The sequence below is a fragment of the Agathobaculum faecis genome (assembly GCF_014287995.1).
GTDB lineage: Bacteria > Bacillota > Clostridia > Oscillospirales > Butyricicoccaceae > Agathobaculum > Agathobaculum ammoniilyticum.
In genome coordinates this window covers 110,856-135,675 of sequence record NZ_JACOPL010000002.1, presented here as the reverse complement: position 1 = coordinate 135,675, position 24,820 = coordinate 110,856, and the positions used below count along the sequence as shown (strand labels likewise).

The window sequence follows — 24,820 nt, the reverse complement described above, 5'->3', positions numbered from 1 at the left end:
CTCCGGCCTGTGCATCAGGGAAAAGGGGTGATTGGCAAGAGGGGAGAAACCGTTGGTTTCTCCCCTCTTGTCCGCCCGCGCCGCGCAGGCGCAGCTTCCCCGCTTTCGCCAAAGCGGAAACGCAAACCAGTCAATCCTCCTGCGCCGCGCGGCCCATTTTTTTCTCATACAGCCGCCGCGCCGCGTATACGACCGGCGTATCCAGCAGCGAGGTAAAAATAAAGATCACATAGCTCGACAGCGCGACTGACAGCAGCGTCGGCATGTCATACGTTCCCCAGAATGCCAGCGCGGTAAACAGAACCGTGTTGACGAGCTGGGAAACCAGCGTCGAACCATTGTTGCGCAGCCAGAGGAACGCGCGGTGGTCGCCCGTGCGCTTTTCAGTAAAGGCCCACCATTTATGGTAAAGCCAGACGTCGAAGATCTGCGCGACCGCGTATACCGCAAGCGAGGAAAGCATCATGCGCGGCGTATTGGAAAACACCGCCCGCATCGGCTCCTGCGCCCAGTCGTTCACCGACGGCGCATACAGCAGCCAGGACTGCGAGACGAGGATAAACAGCACGTTTGCCGCGATGCCCGCCCAAACCGCACGCTGCGCGGTCTTTTTCCCCGCGACCTCGCTCAGGATATCGGTCACAAGGAACGTCGTTGCGAACAGGATGTTGCCGAGCGTCATCTCCATGCCGAACGCATCCACCAAAATCATCACCTCGATGTTTGCCGCGATCGTCGCAAACACCGTGAACGCCATCATCCCGCCCGTACCGAACAGGTAAAACCACAGAAGCACCGTCCCATACAGCACAACGAGCGAAACCGCCAGTAAAATTTCATTTGTCATTCCAGTTCTCCTACACCAAAGTCCGTGTTGTCCAGCAGGATGTCCACGCGGGGCTCATCCCGATAGAGCGGATACACCTGATGGATAAAGGCGTCCCGTGCCGCCTGATCCGGCTTGACAGACGTGGTGTTCGGAACCATGATGTTGACGCATACTCGGTCGAAATAGGCAAGGCCCGTGCGGATATCGCGCGCCATGCTCTCCGCGGTCTGTCCGGCCAGGCCGAACAGCAGGCAGCAGTCATCGAAATCGGCCGCGATTTCAGCGGGATCGGCCGCATCGATGCCCTTGTCCAGCACGCGCTCGCGGTAGTCCGCGTCGAACGTCTCGACACCGATCTTGACGTGCAGCCGCACGCCCTGCGCTGAAAACCGCGCGCGCAGGGCGGGAAGCGTCCTTCGGAACAGCCAATGGCTCTCGATGTGCAGGTCGCGGACGCCTTTTTCGCGGCAGACGCGCTCGATCTCGCGCACAGTGGATTCGTCCAGCTCCGCGAATGAGCCGGAGTTGATTGCCTCCAGCCGGCCGAACACCCCCATGACCTGAGACAATGCCTTCCGGTTGAGCGCAAGATTGGCCTGCTCATCGCGCGATGCGTCCAAATGGTAATCGCAGAACTTGCAGCGCCGCCACGCGCAGCCGCGGCCGCGCAGCAGCACGATCTCGCGCGGGTTCTTGCCCTCGATCACCGAATAGCGGGTCAGTTCCACCGATCCCCCTCCCTTTTGCAAAAAAATAAGGCGCACCGTAACGGTACACCATCACCGCGCCGCAAGGCGCATATCCGACAGAAAATTTGCATATTTGCGCAGCATACAAATTTTCATCAAAAGCCAGGACGTGCGCCTGATTTTTGATACAAGGCAACGGTTCTGCATGCCGTTTTTGCGGCGTGCAAAATCGCGCTTGGGCTTTTCCCGCGTACTGCACTGTGCGGCGCAGCCCGCCCCGACCGGAACTCCGTTTCGATCGAAGCCTTTCCCGTAGTTTTGTTTATAGACAGGATGGTTCCGAACTGTCTGTTCTTCAGTTGCTTTTCCATTATAGCGGATTTCACCGGAAAGTCAAGCATATAGTTAGGATGGACGCTGAACAAGGGGGAATTCCATGATGCTTGACAAAATCGCGCTGATGAACGAAATGGTGCGCGCATTTGTATGGGGCGTACCCATGCTGGTGCTGCTCACCGGTACGGGCATCTATTTCACCGTGCGCACCGGCCTGTTCCAGGTGCGCTATACCGGCCTGTGGCTGCGCAAGACGCTGCTCTCCTGCTTTTCCGGTGCGGCGCGGCGCACCAGCTCGAAAAACGCGGTCTCCCCCTTTGCGACCATGTGTACCGCGCTGGCCGCGACGGTCGGTACGGGCAATATCGCGGGCGTGGCCACCGCCCTGACCATTGGCGGGCCGGGCGCGGTGTTCTGGATGTGGGTATCCGCCTTTTTCGGCATGATGACCGCGTTCGCGGAGAACACGCTCGGCATGCTGTACCGCGAGCGCGGACCGGACGGGGCCTGGCGCGGCGGCCCCATGCTGTATCTCAAGAACGGGCTGCACAGCCCGTTCCTTGCCGCGGCGTTCGCGCTTTTCTGCGTCCTTGCCTCGTTCGGCATCGGCAATATGAGCCAGTGCAACTCGATCGCCAGCGGCCTGTCCAACGTGTTCCGCGTGCCGCCCCCCGCGACCGGTCTGGCGACCGCCGTGTTGCTCGGCGCAGTCATGCTGGGCGGGCTGAAGCGTATCTCCCGCGTGACCGAAGCCCTGGTCCCGTTTATGGCGCTGTTCTATATGGCCGGTGCGCTGGCCGTGCTGTGGCACGGCCGCGCTGCGCTTCCACAGGCCTGTGGGCAAATCGTCGCCTGCGCGTTCGACTGGCAGGCGGGCGCGGGCGGCGTGCTGGGCTACGGCATGGCGCAGGCCATCCGCATCGGCGTATCGCGCGGCGTGTTTTCCAACGAGGCCGGCTTGGGTTCTTCCGTCATGGTGCATGCTGCGGCGGATGCCAAAGAGCCGTGCGAGCAGGGGATGTGGGCGGTATTCGAGGTGTTTTTCGACACGATCGTGATGTGTACCGTGACCGCGCTGGTCATCCTGACCTCCGGCGTTTACGACGCCGCGCAGTACGGCCTTGCCGCGGGTACGCCGCTGCTCGCCCAACTCCAGACCGGCGCCGCGCTCACCGCCGCGGCGTTCTCTACCGTGTTCGGCCCGCTCGGCGGCGGCTTTGTCGCGGTATCGCTGGTGCTGTTCGCGTTTTCCACCCTGCTCGGCTGGTCCTATTATGGACAGCGGGCGGCTGAGTACCTGTTCGGCAGCCGGTCCGCGCCGCTTTACAAGGCACTGTTCATCGCCGCGGCTGCTCTCGGCTGCACGATGCGGCTCGACCTGGCTTGGGCGCTTTCGGATACGTTCAACGGGCTGATGGCGCTGCCCAACCTGGTCGGCGTGTTCGCCCTGCGGCGGGAAGCGCTCGCGGAGTGGCGCCGCTACCGCCGTGCGAAGGATATTTGACAAATCCCCCTTTTCTCCCCCGCTCTTTCCGCACAGATTGCACAAATTTACACAATCCGTTTTGTAAATGCCGGATTCCATCTTGTCAAGCCAGAGAAATGCATATAGAATAATAAAATAGACTTGCATGGAGCCTGCGGATCCTGCAAAAAGAATGAGGGGGAACTGAATATGGACCTGACATCCACCGTCTGGACATTGCTGCCGCCGGTCATTGCGATCGCGCTGGCGCTCATCACCAAGGAAGTATATTCGTCTCTGCTGATCGGTATCCTTTCGGGCGCGCTGCTGCTCACCGGCTTCAACCCGCTGCACGCGGTCGAGACCACGTTTGAGGTCATGGGCAGCAAGCTGGGGGACAATATCGAGATCTGTATTTTCCTGGTGCTGCTCGGCATACTGGTATCGCTCGTCACAAAATCGGGCGCTTCCCGCGCATACGGAAACTGGGCGGTCAAGACCATCCGTACCCGACGCGGCGCGGCGTTCGCAACTTCGTTTTTGGGCGTTTTCATTTTTGTGGACGACTATTTCAACTGCCTGACCGTCGGCACGGTCATGCGGCCGGTCACGGACAAGTACCGCATCACGCGCGCCAAGCTCGCGTACATCATCGACGCGACCGCCGCGCCGGTCTGCATCATCGCGCCGATCTCCAGCTGGGCCGCCGCGGTCGGCTCCTCGCTGCCTGAATCCAGCTCGATGGACGGCTTCTCACTGTTCCTTCAGACCATCCCGATGAACCTGTACGCACTCCTGACGCTCATGTTCCTGATATGGCTGATGGCGGCGGACTTCGACTTCGGTCCCATGGGTAAATATGAGGCCGAGCATAAGAAGGACGAGCTTTCCAGCGTGGAGGAAAACCATGTGGTCGGCGGCACGGGCAAGGTATACGACCTGATCCTGCCGATCTGTGTGCTGATCGTCCTGTGCATTTCGGCCATGCTGTACACGGGCGGCATTCTGGAGGGCGCGAACATCATCGACGCGTTCGCCAACTGCTCCTCCTCGACCTCGCTGGTACTCGGCTCGTTCTTTACGCTGATATTCACCTTCCTGCTGTATATCCCGCGCAAGATCCTGACGTTCAGCCAGTTCTGCGAGGCGTTCACCGAAGGCTTCAAGGCCATGGTGCCTGCCATCATGATCCTGACGCTGGCGTGGACGCTGTCCGGCGTCTGCTCGGAGGATTATCTCAACATCGGCGGCTATGTATCCTCGATTGTCAACGGCGATTCCATGGTATCCGTGCTGATGCCCGCGATCTTCTTCCTGATCGCGCTCGGCCTCGCATTCGCCACCGGCACCTCCTGGGGTACGTTCGGCATCCTGATCCCGATCGCGGTCGCGGTCTTCGGCGACGCACCCAGCACCATGCTGGTCATGACAGTCGCGGCCTGCCTGTCCGGCGCGGTCTGCGGCGACCACATCTCCCCGATCTCGGACACGACCATCCTTGCCTCGGCGGGCGCGCAGTGCAACCATATCGACCACGTCTCCACGCAGATTCCCTACGCGCTGATGGTAGCGGTGTTCTGCTTCATCGGTTATTTGGTCGGTGGCTTCTGCGGCAACGGCTTCGTCGCCCTGGTCGTCGGCGTGATCCTGCTGTTCTGCGCGATTCTTGTGATCTCCGCCCAGCAGAAAAAACGCGCGCAAAACTGAAAACAAAACGCAGGAATCCCCCGATTTCGGGGGATTCCATTTCTCTACCTTGGAAGGTGTATCCTTTTGACTACTGATCTGACCGAGGGCAAGCCCTCGCAAAAGCTGTTCTGGTTCTCGCTGCCGCTTCTTCTCAGTGTGGCGTTCCAGCAGCTCTACCAGATGGCCGACTCGGTCATTGTCGGCCGTTTCGCCGTTTCCGTCCAGGCGGGCGAGCTGGCGCTCGCCGCAGTGGGCGCGAGCTATCCGGTCACCCAGCTTTTCATGGCCGTGGCGACCGGCATCAACATCGGCACAAGCGTACTGGTTTCCCAGTTGTTCGGCGCCAGGCGCTATGTGCGCATGAAAAGCGCGGTTTCTACCGCGTTGCTGACCACAACCGCGGTCGCGCTGCTGCTGACGCTGGCCGGCGCACTGGGAACGGACACGGTCATGGACGCGCTGAAAACGCCGGCCGATATTTTTTCCGACGGCGCGCTCTACCTACGCGTTTACGTTTTCGGCCTGCTGTTCCTGTTCCTCTACAATGTGTGTACGGGCATCTTCAACGCCATGGGCGACAGCCGCACACCGCTGGTCCTGCTGATCCTGTCCTCGGTGAGCAACGTGATCCTCGACCTGGTTTTTGTCGCGGTTTTCCACTGGGGCGTCGCAGGTGTCGCCTGGGCGACGTTCATCGCCCAGGGCTGCGCGGGCGTGCTGGCGTTCCTGTTGCTCCTGCGCCGCGTGCATGCGTTCGATACGGGCGGCCATTTCCTGCTTTTTTCGTTCGATATGCTGCGCCGGCTGGTGGGCTACGGCATCCCCTCGATCGCCCAGCAGAGCTTTGTCTCGGTCGGCAACGTCATCATCCAGTATTATGTCAACCTGTGCGGCGCGACGGTCATCGCGGGCTTTTCCGCCGCAACCAAGGTCAATATGTTCGCGCTGACCTGCTGCATGTCGTTCTCCTCCGGCCTGTCAAGCTATGTGGCGCAGAACATCGGCGCGCGCAGGCTGGACCGCATCCCGCCCGGACTTAGGGCGGGTGCCTGCTATTCCATCGGCCTCGCGATGATTTTCACCGCGCTTTACATGCTGCTGGCCAACCCGCTCGTCGGCCTGTTCGTCCCCGCGGGCAGCGCGTCGGGCGTGATCGGCGTGGGGCGGCAGTTCCTGTTTATCGTAGCGCCGTTCTACGGCCTGCTATGCGTCAAATTCGTGTGCGACAGCGTGCTGCGCGGCGCGGGCGCCATGCGGCTGTTCATGGTGACGACGTTCTCCGACCTGATCCTGCGCGTGGGCTTCTCGGTTTTGCTGTTCCGGTTCTGGCAGGAGCTTGGCATCTGGCTCTCCTGGCCGATCGGCTGGCTACTGGGTACCGGCATCTCCTTCTGGTTTTACCGGAGCGGCCTCTGGAAAAAGAACCTACCGGAGCTGTAACGCCCGGCCAGAGAAAAAAAGCCCGCCGGCGGCGTGTCTGCCGGCGGGCTTTTCCGTCCCCCTGCGTCCCGCCGGCGTATAGTTTGCGCTTTTCCTCCCAAAATAAAAAAGAAAAAGGGGGAAATGCCTTGCTAAAGCTTGTCCATGCGAGTAAAATATATGACAGAAGCGGCGTTTGCGCGCTGCGCGGCGTCAACCTGTCCGTCCGGCGCGGCGACTATGTTTCGATCACCGGCGCGTCCGGCTCGGGCAAGTCCACGCTGATGCACATTCTCGGCCTGCTCGATACGCTGACCGAGGGCCGCTACCTGCTCGGCGGGACCGACGTTTCCGGCCTGCCGCCGCAGGCACTCGCCCGCCTGCGCGGCGAGAAGATCGGCTTTGTGTTCCAGCGCTTCCAGCTCATCCCAGGCATGACCGCGCTGGAGAACGTCGCCCTGCCGCTCACCCTGCAGGGCGTGGCGCGGCCGGAGCGGCTGGCGCGCGCCGCGGAGGCTCTGCGTGCGGTCGGCCTGTCCCACCGCACGGCACACAAGCCAAACCAGCTTTCCGGCGGCCAGCAGCAGCGCGTCGCGATCGCGCGCGCGGTGGTCACGCGCCCCTGCGTCGTTCTGGCGGACGAGCCCACGGCCGGACTCGACCCGGAAGCGGCGGCCGAGGTGCTTTCCCTGCTCGACGGGCTGCATGAGCGGGGCAACACGGTCGTACTCATCACGCATGACCATACGGCGGCCGCCCGCGCCGCGCGGCGGCTGTATCTGGAGGGCGGCGTGCTTTCCGGCTGAATCCGTATTTATTCCAGGAGGCATGTTATGAACCGGCGGGATAAGGACAACTATTATCTGGATATGGCGCAGGTCGCGCTCGAGCGCGGCACCTGCCTGCGGCGCAATTTCGGCGCGGTGATCGTCAAAAACGACGTGATCGTTTCCACCGGCTACACCGGCGCGCCGCGCGGCCGCGAGAACTGCATCGACATCGGCACCTGCATCCGGCAGAAGCTGGGCATCCCGCGCGGCGAACGGTACGAGTTCTGCCGCTCGGTCCATGCCGAGGCCAACGCCATCATCGCGGCGCCGCGCGAACAGATGCTCGGCGCGACGCTCTATCTGGTCGGGCGGGACATGTCCACCGGCGAAATCATGCCCGACGCCAATTCCTGCACCATGTGCAAGCGCCTGATTATCAACGCGGGTATCGAACGGGTGGTCATCCGGCGCGACAACGATACATACGATACCATCAGCGTGCGCGACTGGATCTACCACGACGACGTTTTGGACGGCCGACGCGGCTATTGACGCGGCTGGACAGGGGTATCTTCACCAGGATAAGGAGCCGGACGCACTGGCCGGCTTTTTATAGCGGGCCGCCGGAAACGGCTGCTCTCATCGGGCGCGCGGCGCGGGTATTTTTCCCCTCCCGCGCGCGTAAACACAGGACCGCGTGGCATAATAGACACGCAAAGGAGGAGTTTCGTATGGAGTTAAAAATTTACAAGTGCATGCACTGCGGCAACATCATTGAGAAGATCGAGGATCACGGCGTTCCAGTGATCTGCTGCGGCGAGCCAATGAAGGAATTCAAGGCCGGCGAAACCGACGGCGCCATGGAGAAGCACGTTCCGGTCGTCAAGGCCGAGGGCGATGTGATCCGTGCCTGCGTCGGCGAGGTGACCCATCCCATGACCGAGGAGCATCACATCGCGTTCATCTGGCTGGTGACCGATAAGGCCGTACACCGCGCCGTACTCGACCACACTGGAGCGCCGGAGGCCGTGTTCCGCCTTGCCGAGGGCGAAAAAGCGGAAGCGGTTTACGAATTCTGCAACCTGCACGGGCTTTGGAAGGCTTCGCTCTGAGCGCGCCCTTTCCCCCGCGCCCGCCACGCATCCATTTGAAAAAAGCGTGTTTCCCTCTTGGGGAAACACGCTTTTTTAATCGCATTATCCGCGTTCGTCCAGATTTTTGTATACCACGGATTTGCAGAGCGGCTTGTAAGCCGGACGGATGATCTTGCCGCCCGTGGTGACCTCCTCCAGGCGGTGCGCCATCCAGCCGACGATACGCGCGGTTGCAAACAGCGGCGTATACAGCGACTTCGGCAGGCCGAGCATTTTATACACCAGGCCGGAATACATGTCCACATTGGCGCACATGGGCTTGTCGCTGCCTTTTTTCTCCGCGAAAATGGCCGGCGTGAGCTTTTCAACCAACTCGATCAGATCCATTTCCCGACTGAAGCCCTTGCTCTCCGCCAGGGGGCGCGCGGCTTTTTTGAGCGCCACCGCGCGCGGGTCGCTCAATGTATAGATGGCGTGGCCCATACCGTAGATCAGGCCGGACCCGTCGCCCGCTTCCCCGTCCAGGATCTTGCAGAGGTAGTCCGCGACCGCGCCCTCGTCCGTCCAGTCGCTGATGTTTTCTTTCATCTCCTCAAACTGCCGCACGACGCGCAGGTTGGCGCCGCCGTGCCGCGGCCCCTTGAGCGCGGAAACCGCCGCCGCGATCGCGGAATAGGTATCCGTACCCGACGAGGAGGTGACACGCACAGTGAAGGAGGAGTTGTTGCCGCCGCCATGCTCGGCGTGCAGGATCAGGCAGCGGTCGAGCAGCTTGGCCTCGTCGTCCGAATACTTGCCGTTCGGCCGAACCAGATGCAGAATGTTCTCCGCCGTGGAGCGGTCAGGGTCGGGTACATGCAGAAACATGGAATCCCCGTCGAAATACCGGCGCTTGGCCTGATACGCATGCGAAATGATAACCGGAAACTTGGCCATCAGGCTGATGCCCTGCCGCATGATGTTTTCGACCGTCGTCTCGTCCGGATTGGGGTCGTAGGAGTAAAGCGCGAGCGTGGCGCCCGCGAGCTTGTTCATAATGTCCCGACTCGGCGCGCGCATAATCATATCCTCGGTAAAATTATCGGGCAGCGCGCGTTCCAGGCCGATCGAGCGCTGGAATTCGTCCAGCTGGCGGCGGGTGGGCAGCGCGCCGCACATCAGCAGGTAGCCGACCTCCTCAAACCCGAAGCGGTCCTCCTGCTCCAGGCCGTGGATCAGGTCGTACACATTATAGCCGCGGTAGGTCAGGCGGCCCTCGATCGGCTCGCGCTCGCCCTCGTTGAGTATGTAGCCGTGAACGTTGCCCAGGCGGCTCGCGCCGACCAGGACGCCCGTGCCGTCCGCGTTGCGCAGGCCGCGCTTGATGCGGAAGCGGGTATACAGATCCGACGGGATCTGGTTATGCAGGCGGAAGCTCTCGCTGAGCTCCTGCAAAAGCACTGGGTTGACAAAGGACGGCTGTGTCGTCATATCGGGCTTGCTCCTTCCGCTTGAATCGTTCATTATGCATATATTTTACTCCTGTCCTGCAAAAATGTCAAATACCGTCGCTTGTTGAAACCCACAAAAGCGTATTTTATCCCTTTTGTCCGCTTGTTCAACATGCTTGCACGCAAGTGTCCTGCCCGTATTGTGCAGCGTCCTTTCCCGCGCTGAACCAAGAAAAACCCTTTCCTCGTCCAGCCCGCAGGGAGAGGGCGGGCGCATGAAAAAAACAGGAAAGCGCCCGCAGGCGCTTTCCTGTTACCGGCGTCGTCAGAATATCGCGACCGTCGTGCCGACCGGAATATTGTTGTAAATCCACCAGATATCGCTCTTGTACATGCGCACGCACCCGTGCGAGATCGGATAGCCCGCGCTGTAATCATATTCGGTATCCGTTCCCGGATAGCACAGGCGCGAATGGAAGGCATAGCCCGTTCCCGGATAGAAGCCGACCACCGGCCGCACGGTATAGGTGCTGGTCGTCCAGCCTCCCGCGGACTTGTAGGAAACCGTGGTCAGGCCGGTCGGGGTCGGGGTGCTGGCCGCGCCCGTGCCGACCAGGAAAGATTTTATCAGCTTCCAGTTGCCCTTCGAGCCTTCAAACACATTGACATGCTGGTAGGCGCGGTTGATCCAGAGCAGGTATTTGGTGCTGCTCGAATAGCCCTTCGCGTTGACCCAGACCTCTTTTTCATAGGTTTCATAGTCGTTATTGACCGCATAGGCCGTGGTGTAGTTGCCCCGATAGGTGGAGGACACCAGATTCAGCACGCGGTTAACGTCCCGCTGGTAATACCATTCGTCCGAGTAATTCTCGATCGGCACGGTCTTTTCCGCGTACAGTTCCTCGGTTTCGCCGGTGGAAGGGTTGTCGTAGGTCAGCCGGAAGCCAATTGTTACGCTGGTTTCCATATCCTTGGTAAAGGTGAAATAGGTTGTATGGCTGGAGGTCTTGTCCGCGGTCAGCGCGAACCGGCTGTTGCGGTACGCCTCCAGCGGCTGGCCGTTCTGATACCACTGGGCCGAGCAGAGCTTTTCCTCGCTCACGCCCGTGAAGCTGACCTTGGTCAGCAGCGAACCGCCCGCCTTGACCGAAGCCGGCACGTCCATTTCGATTGTGACCCCCGCTAGGCCCGGGTCGATGTTTTCGATCTTGGAGTCCGCGCTGAGCGAAACCTCGCAATCCACGGCGCGGATATCGACCGATTCCGCTTTTCCCTTTCCGTCTACCTTAGTGCCGACACCCGCAACAAGCAGCGTCTCCACCTTCTTATTCAGGGTCAGCGTGTTGCCCGCCGCGCCTGCGTTGACCGATACCGCGCGCACCGCGCCGTCCACCACGATGGTGTTGCCGCTGCCGGTGACGGTGAGCGTGTCCGCTTCCATGCCGGACAGGTCGATCGTGCGGTTCGAGGCGGTGATCTCGATGTTGGACGCCTCGCCCTGGCAGGCTACCGCGCCGCCAGTACCCGCGATTACCAGTGTATCCGCGTGCGAATCGTCCCGCAGCGTCACCTCGGCCGTACCCGCCGGATCGACGGCAAGGACGGACAGCGCGGTATCCTTTGAAGCGGTCAGCTTGACCGCCTCCGCGCCCTTGAGTACGACGCGGCCGTCCGCCGTCACGCCCGAGAGCGTCACTTCCTCTGTGCCGCAGGCAAACACACGGTCGCCCGCCGGCGCGGAGCCGGACAGCTCGACCGTGCTGCCGGTCAGCAGCGCGCCGCCGGTCAGCGCGGACAGGTCCGCGTCCTCAGTCGGGAAGTAGGGGACGATGCGCAGCAGCATGGTCACGAACTGCGCGCGGGTCAGCGCGCCGGACGGCGCAAGCGTAGTTTCGGTGTCGCCGTTGACGACCCCCGCCGCGACCAGCGCTGCGGCCGCCTGCTTCTGCTCCGCGGTCATGGAGGCGGTATCCGTAAAGGCGTCCAGCACATCGGACGCGGCTTCCGCCCTGTCATAGGCAAACGCGCGGGCGAGCAGCACGAACGCCTCCGCGCGGGTCGCGGCAGCGTCGAAATTCCGGCTGTCGTCCGCGTCGATCAGCCCCAGATGGATCGCTTTTCCCAGATCGGCCGCATACCAGGCGTTCTGCGGCACGTTTTTCAGGCCCGCAGTAGCGTCCTGCACCGACGCGCCGAGCGTCCGGTTGAGGATGACGATGGCCTCCGAGCGCTTAACCGGATTGTCAGGCAGCATTTTCCCGTCCACGCCGTTGAGCAGCCCCAGCTCGACCGCGCGTTCCAGCTCTGCGGCCGCCCAGTGGCCCGCGATATCGGGGAAGGACGGCTCGGACGGCTCCTCCGGCACAGCGGGCTGGCTGGGTGCGTCCGTCAGCGTAAGCGCAACGGGCAGCTCGCCCGCCATGATGCGGGCGACGAGCAGCTTCGCCTCGTCCTCGGTAAAATCGCCGGTCAGCAGCAGGTCGCCGCCCTCCTGCTCCCCGGGCGCCGCCTGTGCGATGGTTGCGCCGTCAAGCACAGCGGACAGCGTGCTGCTGCCATCCTCTCGCGCATCCAATGCGGCCTGCGCTTCGGCATATGCCCGCCGTCCCTCATCCGTCAGCGTCAGCAATATGTATGCAGTCTGCGCCTCTTCCCCTTCGGCAGACGCGGACAGCCCCGCTTCGGCCGCGGATACGTCCGCGCCGGTCAGCCATGCTTTCCCGTCCGCGTCCGTGAAGGAAAGCCGGCCTTGCAGGGCAAGGAATTCCGCCACGCCTTCGTCGGGTGCGTCCACGGGCAGGGTCACGGTGACCGCCGCCCGATCGTCCGAGAACGACACCTCCGCCTGCGCCAGGTCGAGCTGTGCCAGCCGCCGCTCCAATACGGCGCGCACCCGCTCCATTGTCTCATCGTCCATCCGACTGTCGTCCGCGCCTTCGGGCAGCGCGACCGCATAGGTCAGCACGGCTGGTTGGGTCTCCTCCTCCGGCACCGGATCGGCGCCCGCGGCAAAGGCGGTCGTAAAAAGCAGGACCGCGGCCAACAGGCCGCTCAAAACACGTCTTTTCAAGGTAATGCTTCCCCCTGTATGAACCGTAATATCTTCATTTTACGGTTGACCGGCGGGCTTGTCAAGCGAAAGCGCGGTTTCAGTTTCGCTACAATGCGCATTTCCCCCGTATTTCTCCCCATGCCCCGCCCCGCTGGAGGCGGGTATCCGCTGGATAGGCTTCCGTTTTTTCCCGTCCGCCCCGCCGGAACCCAATCCCGCCCCGACCGTCCAACGCAGAGGGAGGTTTACAACCTTTTTTCCCCGTGCTATACTAAAGTGTATTGAATCGTATTGTTTCAGAGGAGGAACCCACCTATGCTTTGCAAGAACTGCGGCAAGGAGCTGCCCATCGCGGGCAAATTCTGTCCTTTCTGCGGCGCGCCCGTCGAGCAGGCCGGCGTGAACGACGAAACCGCCGTTTTTACCACCCTGCCGGAGGAGCTGAACGGCCCGATCGACACCTCGGCCTTTGACGCCGCCATGCGCGACGCGCACCCCTCGGCCGGCGGCGCGGCGTCTTCCGACCCGCTCGGCGCGACCGACCCGCGCGCCCCCGCGCCCGACGAGCTGCCGCCCATCGACATGCCGCCCGTCCGCCGCGCGGCGGGTACGCCGGACGACCCGCACACCACGCGCTTTGAGCGCCGCGATGAGCCGGACTACCGGCCCTACCGCAAGCCCAGCAAGGGCAAAAAGGGCGCGGTGATCGCCCTGGTCGTCATCCTGGTGCTCGCCCTGATCGGGGGCGGCGTCTGGTTTTTCCTGTCCCGCCAGCCGGACGAAAACCTTACTCTGGCGGAAAAGTATATGAACCGCGGCGATTTCGACCAAGCGCTCGAATACTACCTCGCCGCGCAGGCCGAGGCCAAGGACCCATCCGCGCTGGACGCGACCATCCAGCTTCTGCGCGATTATCAGGATGCACAGGATTACATGGACAACGGCCAGTACACGGAAGCGGTCGCCGCGCTCAAGCAGCTGCAGAACCGCGTCACCGATCCGGATTCCACACTGTACGCCGCGATCGAGGAAATGATCCAGAAGGCGCAGACCGCGCAGGCTGACAATCAGTTCGCCGCGGATATCCAGGAAGCGCAGAGCTACCTGAGCGATCAGAAATATGACGCAGCCGCGGGCAAGCTGGATTCGCTCGCCGCGGACGACACCCTGACCGACGACCAGAAAAAGCAGGTCGAAGACCTGCAAAAGCAGCTGACCGAGGCGCAGGAGGCCGCCCAGCGCCAGGAGGAGACCCAGCAGAAGCAGGAACAGCAGAAGCAGATGTTCAGCAGCCGCATCGACGAGCAGGAGGCAAACGACCAGAAGATCTCTGCCGCCGCGACGCCGGAGGAGGAGCTGGAGCTGACCTCCACCTCGTTCGAGGCTTGGGACACCCTGCTCAGCGAGATGTACGACTATCTGGCGACCGTCCTCAACGCGGACCAGTACGCCTCCGAGGAAGCCAGCTATAAGACCTGGGTGGAGGAGCGCGACAAGGGCGCAGAAAACGCCGCCGCCCAGAGCGAGGACGAGACTGCGGGCCAGCTCGCCGCGGCCAGCTTCAAGCAGAGCTATACCAAGGCGCGCTGCTACAAGCTGCTCGACCTGATGTAAGCGGAAGCACCCGCCGCCGGGTGGCCATTTACGGCCTCCCGGCTTTTTTTCTGCAGCATTTTATGGTATACTGGCCTGGCAAGGGGGAAAGATGATCGATGGAGTACTGCAAACGCTTTCTGCGGGTGCTGCTGGTGTTCGTGCTGGCAAACCTCGCGCTGCTGGAAACGCTGGCGCCACCGCCCGACTGGCTGACGCTGCCGCTGCTGTTCGGCCTGCTGGCGTACTATCTTTGGTTCCATATCCGTCCGCGGCGCGCCAAGGGGGCGACGCACCGCCTGCGCGCGCTGCTCGGCGGCTACGAGCTGCTGTTTGTGGCATTTTTTGTGATCCTGGCGGAAATGGCGTTTTACCCGCTTCTTCTGGCGACGGGCGCGCTGCACCGCGCGGTCCCGGCGCTGGGCGCCGCGCCGGACTGGGTATTCCTCGCCGCGAACCTGCTGCTTTTCGTGCCGCTGGTGGGCGCGCTGCTCGTCAACGGCTTTTTCCGCGTGCTGCTCACCTCCAAGCACTTGCGCGTGGTCTGGCGGGTGCTGCTCCTGCTGTGCTGGTGGGTGCCGCTTTTCAATCTGTACCTGTTCTACCGCGTGCTCAAAGCCGTGCGGCATGAGTATTATTTCGAGCTTTCCCGCCTGGAAAACGAGGCCGTCCACGCGGAAAACCGCGACTGTGAAACGCGCTACCCGATCGTGCTGGTTCACGGCATCTTTTTCCGCGACTGGCAGCTGGTCAACTACTGGGGCCGCATCCCGCGGGCACTGACCCGCTGCGGCGCGACCGTTTTTTACGGCGGGCAGCAGTCCGCCCTGCCGGTGGCGCAGAGCGCCGCCGAGCTGGCGGAACGCCTGCAGGCCGTTCTGCGGGAAACCGGCGCGGAAAAGGTCAACCTGATCGCCCACTCCAAGGGCGGACTGGACAGCCGCTACGCGATCACCCGTCTGGGGCTTGCGCCGCACGTCGCGTCCCTGACCACGGTCAACACCCCGCACCGCGGCTGCATCTTCGCGGAGGAGCTGCTGCGCACCCTGCCGAAAGGCGTGATCGCCTGGATGGAGCGCCGGTACAACGGCCTGTTCCGCACGCTCGGCGACGCCTCGCCGGATTTCCTCGGCGGCGTGCGCGATCTCACGCGGGAGAACTGCCTGTGCTTTAACCGCGAAACGCCCGACCAGGAGGGCGTGTTTTACCAGAGCGTGATGAGCACGATGCAAAAGCCGTCGAGCGCGGGCTTCCCCCTCAACCTGACCTGGCATCTGGTGCGCAAATACGACCGCGAGGCAAACGACGGGCTGGTTGCCCGCTCCTCCGCAGAATGGGGGCATTTCCTCGGCAATCTTTCCGCGTCCGGCCGGCGCGGCGTGTCGCATGGCGATGTGGTGGATCTGATGCGCGAGGACATCCCCGGCTTTGATGTGCGCGAATTTTACATCGGGCTGGTTAAAGGGCTAAAGGAAAAAGGGTTCTGAATAAAGAGGAGGAGGGGCGTTCCACCCCTCCTCCTCTTTATTTTTTACGCCTCCTCCGGCCGGCCGGACAGCAGAAGCCCAAGCAGAAGCCCCGCCAAGCCCGGCAGCACCCAGCCGAAGCCGAGCGGCGCGAGCGGTATCTTGTCCAGCAGCGCTGTGACGCACGGGATGGACACGCCCGCCTGCGCGAGCGCCGCGGCCACGCTCTGCACGCTCACAAAGCCGATGGTGAGCGGATAGACCAGCCGCCGCCGGTGCAGGCCGGGTGCGAACGACAGCAGGATCAGCGCGAGCGCCGCGGGATAGATCGCGTTTAGGACCGGCGTGGACAGCTTAAGGATGCCCGCCAGCCCGATATTGGAAATGGCCATGCTGACCGCCGCGAAAAAGACGACCCACATCCGGTAAGAGACGCGCGGCATCAGTCCGTGGAAATACTCGCTGCAGCAGGACAGCAGGCCGATACAGGTGTTCAGGCACGCGATCACAAAGATCGCCGCCAGCAGCACGCTGCCCGGCGCGCCGAATAGCGCGGAAACCATGCGCGTCAGCGTGTCCGCGCCGGTTTCGCCGCCGGGGAACGCCGCTCCAGATAGCGCACCTACATGCGCGAGCATGGAATAAATCGCCAGCAGCAGCGCGCCCGCGACCCAGCCCGCGCGGATCGTTCCGCGCACGACCTGCTTCTCCTCCTCAATGCCCTTGGCGCGGATGTTGAGCGCAATCACCGCGCCGAAATTGAGCGCCGCGATCGTGTCCATGGTCTGATACCCGCCGAGGAAGCCCTCGACCGCTGGCAGGGAGGCATACGCCGCCCCGGGCGTGCCGTAGTGCGCGGCGACCGGCCTGGCCACACAGCCCAGGAACAGCGCCACGATCAGCACGATCAGCGTCGGGCAGAGCAGCTTGCCCAGGCGGTCGGTCAGCTTTTCCGGCCGCAGCGCGACCAGCAGCGCCACGGCGAAAAACACGGCCGAGTAGCCTGCCTGCAACGCGCTTCCTCCGCCGCCGGCCAGCGGCGCGACCATCTCGAACGAGGTGCTCGCCGTGCGCGGTATGGCAAGCCCCGGCCCGATCGACAGGTACACCAGCAGCGTGAACACCGCCGCAAAGACCGGATGCACCCGCCCCGCCAAGCGGCGCAGGCCGTCCGCCTTCGCCACCGCGATCACGCCCAGCACCGGAAAGCCGATCGCGCTGAGGATAAAGCCCGCCATGGCCGGCCAGGTGTTCGTACCCGCCTGCGCGCCGAGGAAGGGCGGGAAGATCAGGTTGCCCGCCCCAAAGAACATGGAAAACAATGTGAACCCGACCAGCAGCAGGTTCTTCCCGCGCAGCCGCTGCATAAGCCTCCCCCTTTTCCTTCTTTTCATAAGCCTTATTATACTATGTTTCCCATTTCCGCGCAAATACGCACACTAACACGGCAAAGCGGTAAAATAAAAGGAGGCGCGCTGGCAAGCGCGCCTCCGGAAAACCGCGGGTTTATTTTTTTGTGATATCCTCGCCGTGCGCCGCCCGGGCGACAATGCCGGACAGGAACAGCAGCGCGATCAGGTTGGGGAACACCATCAGGGCGTTGAACAGGTCGGACAGGTTCCACACCAGATCGACCTTGAGCGCCGAGCCGATCACGATGCACACCACGACGATCGCCGCGTAGACCTTGGTGGCCTTCTGGCCGAACAACGCCTTGACGTTGGTCTCGCCGAAGAAGTACCAACCGATGAGGGTTGAGAACGCGAAGAACAGCATGCACACCGCCACAAACGCGTTGCCGACCGAGCCGAGCGTGACATTGAACGCCGCCTGCGCCAGCTCAGTACCCTGCAGGCCGTCCGGCACGCCGGACTGAAGCTGGCCCGAGGTCAAAATAACCATAGCGGTGAGCGTGAGTACAATAAAGGTGTCGATGAACACCGAGACAATCGCGATCTCGCCCTGGTCCTGCGGCTTTTCGACCTTGGCCAGCGCATGCGCGTGCGGGGTGGAGCCCATACCGGCCTCGTTGGAGAACAGGCCGCGCGCCACGCCGTAGCGCATCGCCTCGCGCACGGTGATGCCGACCGCGCCGCCCAGGATCGCCTGCGGGTCGAACGCCGCCACGAAAATGGACTTGAGCGCGGGGAGGATCGCCGCGTGGTTGACGCACAGGATGCCGATGCAGCCGACCATGTAAAAGATCGCCATGACGGGTACGACCTTTTCGGTGAACGCCGCGATACGGCCCACGCCGCCCAGGAAGATGAAGCCCGCGATCACCGCGCAGATCACGCCGATGACGACCTGGGGCGTGCCGAACGCAGTCTTAAACGCCACGCTGATCGAGTTGGCCTGCACCATGTTGCCGGTGAAGCCCAGCGCAAAGATGATCGCCAGCGAGAAGAAGCCGGCCAGGAACTTGCCGAACCTGCCGGTGAAGCGCGCCCTGATGTAATAGATCGGGCCGCCGGTCACATGGCCGTTTTTGTCCACGGTTTTATACTTCTGCGCAAGCACGGCCTCGCCGTAGATGGTGGACATGCCGAAGAACGCGGAAAGCCACATCCAGAAGATCGCGCCCGGGCCGCCCGAGTACAGCGCGGTGGCCGCGCCCGCGATGTTGCCCGTGCCGACCTGCGCCGCAATCGCGGTGGTGAGCGCCTGGAACGGGCTCATGCCGTCCTTGCCCGCCTTTTCGCCCTTGAGCGAGAAGCTGCCGAACAGCCGCTTCCAGCCCGCGCCGAACTTGCGCACCTGCACAAAGCGCGTGCGGATGGTGAAAATGACACCCGTGCCGACCAGCAGATACAGCAGCACGCTGTTCCACACGATGTCGCTGACCTTGCTTACCAGATCAGCCAGTTGATCCATTGACATTGTCTTACAATCCCCTTTTTCTTTCCGCGGCAAACAAAAAAGCCAGAACCACCAAGGGTTCCGGCTCACAGAAAACGAACGGACGCCGCGCCGCGCGCAATGCGCCGGCCCGTGCCCGATTAGTCCCCAAACTCTGTCCTTTTGCCTGAGAGATTGGCGCGCGGCCCCCAGCCGCACGCGTTGCACCTTCGGCAGCCCCCCCTGCGGGGCGTTCTCCAGAGCCGCATCCGTTTACAGTCCTCATCCGGAAAACCGGACACCTGAGAGTTTTGCTCCTTCGGCAAGCCGCGCGGCTTTTTCCTGCAAACTTCGTTTGTCGCGATATAATCTTAGAATATTAGTGTACCATTTCGCGGTGCATCTGTCAAGCGCGGTCCCCTGCGCTCCCTTTTTACATTTGGACTGATGGGCTTCAACTCCATCATTTTCACTAAATTCACTGCTCGACCAATACAAGGCTCGAAAAGAACCAAAGGCAACTTCGGCATCTTTTCATACGTTGAAAGAAACACTAAAGTATTGTAAAATAAATAGAAAATTTAATAAAAATATTAAAGAGATAACCTACAATAATAATGCCAAACGTACAAATGGCAATAAAAAGGGTCAATAGTTTAGGCTTTACTGCCTTTTTCAGCATGATTAAAGACGGCAAACTCAATGTTGTTACAGCCATCATAAATGATAAAATTGTACCTAATTGTGCACCCTTTGAAAGTAATGCTTCTGCTACTGGAATTGTTCCAAAAATATCAGCATACATAGGAACTCCGACAAGAGTGGCTAAAATAACACCAAACGGGTTATTCCTGCCCAAGATACTTTCAATCCATGTTTCAGGTATCCAGTTATGGATAACTGCTCCGATACCCACACCAATCAAAATGTATGGAAATACTTTCTTGAATGTTCCTACAACTTGTTCTTTTGCATATTGAACTCTATCCTTTTTGGTTAAAGTAGGAGAACTAATATCGACATCACTTGCATTTTTCACGAAATCTTCCACATATTTTTCCATGTGCATTTTTTCAATTAAAGTACCGCCAATTACAGCGATTATCAAGCCTACAATCACATAAGCAAAAGCAACTTTAGCCCCGAAAATACTCATTAGCAATACAAGACTTCCTAAGTCAACCATAGGCGAAGAAATCAAAAAGGAAAAAGTTACTCCTAACGGTAATCCTGCACTTGTAAAACCTATAAACAACGGGATAGAAGAACACGAGCAAAATGGTGTAACTGTTCCTAACAATGCGGATATGATATTTGCACCGATACCATGAAATCGCCCTAAAATTTTTTTACTTCGTTCGGGTGGAAAATAACTTTGAATATACGATATAAAGAAAATCAGTAAACATAACAAGATTGTGATTTTGATTACATCGTATAAAAAGAATTGAATACTTCCACCTAAACGACTGTTAATGTCTAGCCCTAGCAATGATAGCCCATTACCAATTAAGCCATTCAACCATTTCATACCTAATATTTGGTCTTGAAAAAATAGCCATATTGAATTTACTACTCCCAATAAAGTCCCTCCTTTACATGACATATCAATTTTTTTTGATGTGATAAAGTTTTATAAAAGCCACCTTTCGATGACCTTTATTTGCAACAATGTGATTGATTTTCAGTATTTGGTGTTGTTAATTCTAACAATCGTTTTGACGCATATTCACTTCCTTTTTTACTTAAGTTGTAATGCGTCCATTTACCCTCTTGTCTTGCATTAACAATACCAGAGTCGCAAAGTATTTTCATGTGATAAGATAAAGCTGATTGTCCTATGTTCATGTTTTCAATCAGAACACACGCACATTTTTCCCCACTCTTTAAGTAGTCTAAAATAGTAAGCCTTTTTGTATCACAAAGAGCCTTAAAAATTTTTGCGTCTTTAGAAAAATCATTCATTATTATCACTCCTCACATCAAATAATTTTGATATATTTATCATAAGGCTTACAACATGATTTGTCAACACATTACATCAAAATATTTTGATGTATTATTCTTTCTTCCTCTTGATTACCCAACACAGAAAAGAAAAAGCCTTGTCAAGAGCTTGCCACCATTGGTGGTGCTTTGCACTCTTTACTGGGCTTTTTGTTTGCTGTATCTTCTCGTAAGAGGAAAAGATTACTCGTCCTCATCATCAAATTTACCCGTTACCCACGGTAATTTCGATAACAGTTCCATATCTTCTTTAGAGTTCGGGTTTATCATTTTTACAACTTGATAAGGTGTCCTATATTTATGTCCCTCTATGCTTTCTCCAAACATATCCATGCTGTATAAATCATCATAGCGGTCTAACAGTTTTTGGAATTTCAAATGCTGGATAAATTCTTTGATTGGGTAAAGGTCGGACGCTTCAATGCTTTTCCCGTTGATATAGTCTGTAATATATTCCCGTAACTTTTCTAACTCATATTCCAGCCATTCTTCCTCGCTGTCGAAGAAGTTGTCATAATGTCCATGTTTCAATTCTGCATTTAAACGTTCTTCGGCTCTTAAAAACTGACAGACTTCCTTTTCAGATTGATTAACATACTTCCATTCCCCCGACAACAATTCATTGGGCGTTACGTCCAGCACTTCCATTATCTTTTCCAGCGTTTCATAAGCAGGATAGTTTAACCCTCTTTCAATCTTGGAAAGGCTCTGCATATTGATACCAATTTTGTCCGCAAGTTCCTGTTGTTTCATTCCCCTAAATTTTCTTATGGTCTGTATATTATTTCCTAAATGGCTTATTTTCATTGCATACCCCTCCATAACTCGTTATATCTTCGCTATTATAAGTCTATCATGCTTAATATGATTTGTAAAGACAAAAAAAGATATTGACAAATAAGCATATAAGAATTACTATGTTCTTGTAATCAAATAAGCACAATAGAATGAAATACAAAAACATTCAAAAGAAAATATCTATCTGATTAAACCTGTAGATATGAATATCGGTTGAAATGGAACTTGTTAGAAAAGGCAAAACAGGATTTGTTGACAAAGTATTTCTGACACGGTGGCGGAAGCCTCTCAGGCTTACCGCCATGACACCATGTGTCAAGGGGAAGAAATGCTTTGTCGGCTGGCGAGCCTGCGAGCCTTGATTGTGCCCCCGTTATCTAACAGGGGGGCACTATTTCACAAAAGACAAGTCAAAAACCATACAACCCCAAACCTGTGAGTAGTAATGAGGAGTTTTAAGAAGATAGTAACTTCACATTCTTTTGAATAGTGGTTTACAGGTATTTCAAGGCTATTGTGGGATTGGAGGAATACAATGAACAATTTAGAATTTGCACTTGAAATGAAGAATAAACGTCTTGCAAGCGGTCTTTCACAAGGAGAACTTGCAAGTCTTACCCATGTATCAAGATATAGTATCAACCGCTTTGAGAACGGAAAAGCCAACGCCAGCAAGGAAACACAAAATATTATCCTGCGTTGTCTGAATTACTATATCTGCGATAAGCCTTTTTATCTGCTCGTGGATTATCTGTCTGTCCGTTTTCCAACGACTGACGCATTGGAAGTTATCCGAAAGGTGCTTGGCATGAAAGCAGATTATTTTATCCATTATGACTATGGGTATTATGGCTATAAAGAACATTATGCCTACGGGGAAATCAAGGTTATGGCTTCTGATGATGAACACATGGGCGTATTCTTGGAATTAAAAGGAGCAGGCTCACGCAACATGGAATATGTCTTACAGGCACAGAACAGGGATTGGTATTCATTCTTAAACCGCTGTCTTGACTGTGGCGGTGTTATCCGACGTTTTGACTTGGCAATCAATGATATGTGCGGTCTGCTGGATATTCCCATCTTGTCTGAAAAATATAAAAATGGCGGTGCGGATTGTCGCTGTAAAAACTATGAAAATGTGCAAGGCGGTAAACTAAGCGGAAAAAATCGCAATTTAGCAAGCACCCTTTATATCGGCTCAAAAACAAGTACAAAATACTTCTGCCTGTACGAAAAACAAAAGGAACAGGCAACCAAAAAGAAACATACGGATATTATCAACCGTTTTGAAATTCGTCTGCGTGATAAAAAGGCAGTACAGGCAGTTGAGGAATTGTTATTGACATATAACCCTCATGGGCTGGTGTTTTACCTTATTACCGATTTTGTGGATTTTCCCGACTATCCGTTGTGGGAGATATTCATTTCCCATGACAGTTTACCTTTTGAAATGAACCCCGTACCTGTCAATATGGAACGCACTCTGCAATGGCTGGAAAGACAGGTCATGCCGTCAATCGTGATGATAGAGGAAATCGACAGGCTGACAGGCTCAAACTACATGAAAATGATTGATGAATGTACCCACCTTTCCGAAAAACAGGAAATGCTTGTAGAACAGATGTGTACGGATATAGCAGATGTAATCGAAAGTGAGGGGGTGTTTTATGAGTAATGCACAGGATATTCCCGTATGGGAAAAATATACCCTTACCATTGAAGAAGCGTCAAAGTATTTCCGTATCGGAGAAAACAAGTTAAGACGATTGGCAGAGGAAAACAAGGACGCTGGCTGGCTCATTATGAATGGCAACCGCATACAGATTAAACGCCGACAATTTGAACAGGTCATTGATAAATTGGACGCTATCTAGTGCAAATGAGCCTTGTATGTGTTATGATGAACACAAGTCATATCAAGGCTCTTTCCAACAAGGAAAGGAGCAGACACCATGAAAGAAAAAAGACGGGATAACAAAGGTCGTATCCTGCATACTGGAGAGAGCCAACGAACAGACGGGAAATACTTATATAAATATGTAGACGCATTTGGAAACACAAAATATGTGTATGCTTGGAGATTGACACCCACAGACCCGACACCAAAGGGAAAACGGGAAAAACCCTCACTTCGTGAACTGGAACAGCAGATAAGACGGGATATTGAGGACGATATCGACAGCACAGGCAAGAAAATGACGCTTTGCCAACTCTATGCCAAACAGAACGCACAGAGGGCAAATGTGAAGAAAAGCACACAAAAACAACGGGAACAACTCATGCGGTTATTGAAAGAGGATAAGTTAGGTGCTAGGAGCATTGATACAATCAAGCCCTCTGACGCTAAAGAATGGGCGTTACGCATGAAAGACAAAGGCTTTTCCTACAATACCATTAACAACCATAAACGCTCGTTAAAAGCGTCATTCTATATCGCCATACAAGACGATTGCGTAAGGAAAAATCCCTTTGACTTCAAGTTAAGTGAAGTCCTAGAAAATGATACCAAAGAGAAAGTCGCATTGACAGAGGAACAGGAACAAGCCTTATTGTCATTTATCAAGTCGGACAATGTGTATCACAAGCATTATGATGATGTGCTGATACTGTTAAAAACAGGACTTCGTATCTCGGAACTGTGCGGACTGACAGTAGCCGATATTGATTTCAAGAATGAAGTTGTGATTATCGACCACCAGTTACTAAAGAGCAAGGAACAGGGCTATTATATTGAAACACCTAAAACAAAGAGCGGAATAAGGCAAGTGCCATTAAGCAGAGAAACGATACAGGCATTTCAACGAGTTATGAAGAAACGCCCAAAGGCAGAACCATTTGTGATAGACGGACGGAGCAATTTTCTATTTATCAATCATAAAGGCAAGCCCAAAGTTGCGATTGATTACAATATGCTTTTTGTCCGTATGGTAAAGAAATACAACAAGCACCATAAGGATAACCCTTTGCCACATATCACACCGCATACACTACGCCATACATTCTGTACAAGACTGGCAAGCAGGAACATGAACCCGAAAGATTTACAGTATATCATGGGACATTCAAATATCAGTATCACAATGAACTGGTATGCTCATGCGTCCATAGATACCGCAAAATCAGAGGTTCAGCGTCTAATCGCATAGAAGTATTTACCACGATTTTAACCACGATTGACAGGGAAAATATAAGAAGATAGACCTAGATATGCGAGGTTTACCACAAAAGCAAAATGCCCGTAGAGCCTATAAAATAAGGCTTTACGGACATTTGAGAAGATATAAAAAGATAGTCAAAAAGACATATATAATTTATATCGAATGATACAAAAGATACAGAACG

General features: G+C 56.8%; 20 protein-coding genes and 1 riboswitch. Of the genes, 11 read left to right on the top strand and 9 right to left on the bottom strand.

The genetic code is table 11. The annotated features are described in order from the left end of the window. Positions 1-130 precede the first annotated feature (130 nt). Both H8S45_RS02635 and H8S45_RS02630 read right to left on the bottom strand, forming a co-directional pair. Entirely contained in the window at positions 131-847 is a 717-nt protein-coding gene (locus H8S45_RS02635) for a queuosine precursor transporter (RefSeq protein WP_107631377.1), read from the bottom strand. Beyond that, entirely contained in the window at positions 844-1,557 is a 714-nt protein-coding gene (locus tag H8S45_RS02630; RefSeq protein WP_307718891.1) for a radical SAM protein, read from the bottom strand. Before H8S45_RS02630 ends, H8S45_RS02635 begins: the two co-directional genes overlap by 4 nt. 397 nt (positions 1,558-1,954) lie before the next feature. On the opposite strand from H8S45_RS02630, the gene H8S45_RS02625 reads away from it, so the two are divergent. The 6 genes from H8S45_RS02625 to H8S45_RS02600 all read left to right on the top strand — a co-directional run bounded on the left by H8S45_RS02625 (position 1,955) and on the right by H8S45_RS02600 (position 8,309). After that, positions 1,955-3,358, top strand: a complete 1,404-nt coding sequence (locus H8S45_RS02625; RefSeq protein WP_243182357.1) for an alanine/glycine:cation symporter family protein — start codon at positions 1,955-1,957, stop codon at positions 3,356-3,358. Between the two features lie 171 nt (positions 3,359-3,529). Continuing rightward, on the top strand, positions 3,530-5,026 hold the full coding sequence (locus H8S45_RS02620) for a Na+/H+ antiporter NhaC family protein (RefSeq protein WP_407923245.1): 1,497 nt from the start codon (positions 3,530-3,532) through the stop codon (positions 5,024-5,026). A 66-nt stretch (positions 5,027-5,092) separates the two neighbouring features. After that, positions 5,093-6,448, top strand: a complete 1,356-nt coding sequence (locus H8S45_RS02615) for an MATE family efflux transporter (protein ID WP_054326535.1) — start codon at positions 5,093-5,095, stop codon at positions 6,446-6,448. A gap of 128 nt (positions 6,449-6,576) precedes the next feature. Then, positions 6,577-7,233, top strand: a complete 657-nt coding sequence (locus H8S45_RS02610) for an ABC transporter ATP-binding protein (protein ID WP_054326536.1) — start codon at positions 6,577-6,579, stop codon at positions 7,231-7,233. A gap of 27 nt (positions 7,234-7,260) precedes the next feature. Then, the gene (locus H8S45_RS02605) at positions 7,261-7,749 is read left to right on the top strand and encodes a deoxycytidylate deaminase (RefSeq protein WP_054326537.1); all 489 of its coding nucleotides are present in this window, start codon (positions 7,261-7,263) and stop codon (positions 7,747-7,749) included. Positions 7,750-7,928: 179 nt separating this feature from the next. Next, positions 7,929-8,309, top strand: coding sequence for a desulfoferrodoxin family protein (locus H8S45_RS02600; RefSeq protein WP_054326538.1), 381 nt, complete (start codon positions 7,929-7,931; stop codon positions 8,307-8,309). A gap of 84 nt (positions 8,310-8,393) precedes the next feature. Here the strand turns inward: H8S45_RS02600 and H8S45_RS02595 are convergent, their stop codons facing one another. Both H8S45_RS02595 and H8S45_RS02590 read right to left on the bottom strand, forming a co-directional pair. Beyond that, positions 8,394-9,761: a citrate/2-methylcitrate synthase gene (locus H8S45_RS02595; protein ID WP_054326539.1), complete on the bottom strand. Its 1,368-nt coding sequence runs from the start codon at positions 9,759-9,761 to the stop codon at positions 8,394-8,396. 285 nt (positions 9,762-10,046) lie between these two features. Further along, the gene (locus tag H8S45_RS02590; RefSeq protein WP_147573774.1) at positions 10,047-12,791 is read right to left on the bottom strand and encodes an S-layer homology domain-containing protein; all 2,745 of its coding nucleotides are present in this window, start codon (positions 12,789-12,791) and stop codon (positions 10,047-10,049) included. Between the two features lie 297 nt (positions 12,792-13,088). Here H8S45_RS02590 and H8S45_RS02585 point away from each other — a divergent pair, with 297 nt between their 5' ends. Together H8S45_RS02585 and H8S45_RS02580 are read left to right on the top strand one after the other, a co-directional pair. Next, the gene (locus tag H8S45_RS02585) at positions 13,089-14,387 is read left to right on the top strand and encodes a hypothetical protein (RefSeq protein WP_186949510.1); all 1,299 of its coding nucleotides are present in this window, start codon (positions 13,089-13,091) and stop codon (positions 14,385-14,387) included. Positions 14,388-14,485: 98 nt separating this feature from the next. After that, positions 14,486-15,853 (top strand): esterase/lipase family protein, encoded by a 1,368-nt coding sequence (locus tag H8S45_RS02580; RefSeq protein ID WP_147573772.1) that lies wholly within the window; start codon positions 14,486-14,488, stop codon positions 15,851-15,853. 44 nt (positions 15,854-15,897) lie between these two features. Here H8S45_RS02580 and brnQ read toward each other — a convergent pair whose 3' ends face one another. The 5 genes from brnQ to H8S45_RS02555 form a co-directional block, all read right to left on the bottom strand. Then, complete coding sequence (gene brnQ, locus H8S45_RS02575) at positions 15,898-17,199, bottom strand: branched-chain amino acid transport system II carrier protein (protein ID WP_147573771.1); 1,302 nt, start codon at positions 17,197-17,199, stop codon at positions 15,898-15,900. A 139-nt stretch (positions 17,200-17,338) separates the two neighbouring features. Further along, entirely contained in the window at positions 17,339-18,706 is a 1,368-nt protein-coding gene (locus H8S45_RS02570) for an alanine/glycine:cation symporter family protein (protein ID WP_147573816.1), read from the bottom strand. 129 nt (positions 18,707-18,835) lie between these two features. Then, positions 18,836-18,941: riboswitch (glycine riboswitch) on the bottom strand. A gap of 282 nt (positions 18,942-19,223) precedes the next feature. Next, entirely contained in the window at positions 19,224-20,201 is a 978-nt protein-coding gene (locus H8S45_RS02565) for a permease (protein WP_407925828.1), read from the bottom strand. A gap of 128 nt (positions 20,202-20,329) precedes the next feature. Next, entirely contained in the window at positions 20,330-20,635 is a 306-nt protein-coding gene (locus H8S45_RS02560) for an ArsR/SmtB family transcription factor (RefSeq protein ID WP_147573769.1), read from the bottom strand. Between the two features lie 225 nt (positions 20,636-20,860). After that, on the bottom strand, positions 20,861-21,484 hold the full coding sequence (locus H8S45_RS02555; protein WP_452039159.1) for a helix-turn-helix domain-containing protein: 624 nt from the start codon (positions 21,482-21,484) through the stop codon (positions 20,861-20,863). A gap of 526 nt (positions 21,485-22,010) precedes the next feature. Between H8S45_RS02555 and H8S45_RS02550 the strand changes: the two genes are divergently transcribed. The 3 genes from H8S45_RS02550 (at position 22,011) to H8S45_RS02540 (ending at position 24,624) form a co-directional block, all read left to right on the top strand. Then, a complete protein-coding gene (locus H8S45_RS02550; RefSeq protein WP_147573768.1) occupies positions 22,011-23,153 on the top strand; it encodes an XRE family transcriptional regulator in 1,143 nt (380 codons plus the stop codon). Then, positions 23,146-23,352: an excisionase gene (locus H8S45_RS02545; RefSeq protein WP_002341493.1), complete on the top strand. Its 207-nt coding sequence runs from the start codon at positions 23,146-23,148 to the stop codon at positions 23,350-23,352. The genes H8S45_RS02550 and H8S45_RS02545 overlap by 8 nt, the downstream gene beginning before the upstream one ends. Before the next feature lie 78 nt (positions 23,353-23,430). Next, positions 23,431-24,624: a site-specific integrase gene (locus H8S45_RS02540; protein WP_054326547.1), complete on the top strand. Its 1,194-nt coding sequence runs from the start codon at positions 23,431-23,433 to the stop codon at positions 24,622-24,624. Positions 24,625-24,820 lie beyond the last annotated feature (196 nt).

Excerpts from the sequence above, each read along its gene's own strand:
- H8S45_RS02555 (WP_452039159.1), bottom strand. The coding sequence starts at position 21,484 with ATGAAAATAAGCCATTTAGGAAATAATATACAGACCATAAGAAAATTT.
- H8S45_RS02585 (WP_186949510.1), top strand. The coding sequence starts at position 13,089 with ATGCTTTGCAAGAACTGCGGCAAGGAGCTGCCCATCGCGGGCAAATTC.
- H8S45_RS02560 (WP_147573769.1), bottom strand. The coding sequence starts at position 20,635 with ATGAATGATTTTTCTAAAGACGCAAAAATTTTTAAGGCTCTTTGTGAT.
- H8S45_RS02595 (WP_054326539.1), bottom strand. The coding sequence starts at position 9,761 with ATGACGACACAGCCGTCCTTTGTCAACCCAGTGCTTTTGCAGGAGCTC.
- H8S45_RS02550 (WP_147573768.1), top strand. The coding sequence starts at position 22,011 with ATGAACAATTTAGAATTTGCACTTGAAATGAAGAATAAACGTCTTGCA.
- H8S45_RS02620 (WP_407923245.1), top strand. The coding sequence starts at position 3,530 with ATGGACCTGACATCCACCGTCTGGACATTGCTGCCGCCGGTCATTGCG.
- H8S45_RS02635 (WP_107631377.1), bottom strand. The coding sequence starts at position 847 with ATGACAAATGAAATTTTACTGGCGGTTTCGCTCGTTGTGCTGTATGGG.
- H8S45_RS02540 (WP_054326547.1), top strand. The coding sequence starts at position 23,431 with ATGAAAGAAAAAAGACGGGATAACAAAGGTCGTATCCTGCATACTGGA.
- H8S45_RS02580 (WP_147573772.1), top strand. The coding sequence starts at position 14,486 with ATGGAGTACTGCAAACGCTTTCTGCGGGTGCTGCTGGTGTTCGTGCTG.
- H8S45_RS02605 (WP_054326537.1), top strand. The coding sequence starts at position 7,261 with ATGAACCGGCGGGATAAGGACAACTATTATCTGGATATGGCGCAGGTC.
- H8S45_RS02625 (WP_243182357.1), top strand. The coding sequence starts at position 1,955 with ATGATGCTTGACAAAATCGCGCTGATGAACGAAATGGTGCGCGCATTT.
- H8S45_RS02600 (WP_054326538.1), top strand. The coding sequence starts at position 7,929 with ATGGAGTTAAAAATTTACAAGTGCATGCACTGCGGCAACATCATTGAG.
- H8S45_RS02545 (WP_002341493.1), top strand. The coding sequence starts at position 23,146 with ATGAGTAATGCACAGGATATTCCCGTATGGGAAAAATATACCCTTACC.
- brnQ (WP_147573771.1), bottom strand. The coding sequence starts at position 17,199 with ATGCAGCGGCTGCGCGGGAAGAACCTGCTGCTGGTCGGGTTCACATTG.
- H8S45_RS02570 (WP_147573816.1), bottom strand. The coding sequence starts at position 18,706 with ATGGATCAACTGGCTGATCTGGTAAGCAAGGTCAGCGACATCGTGTGG.
- H8S45_RS02565 (WP_407925828.1), bottom strand. The coding sequence starts at position 20,201 with ATGAAATGGTTGAATGGCTTAATTGGTAATGGGCTATCATTGCTAGGG.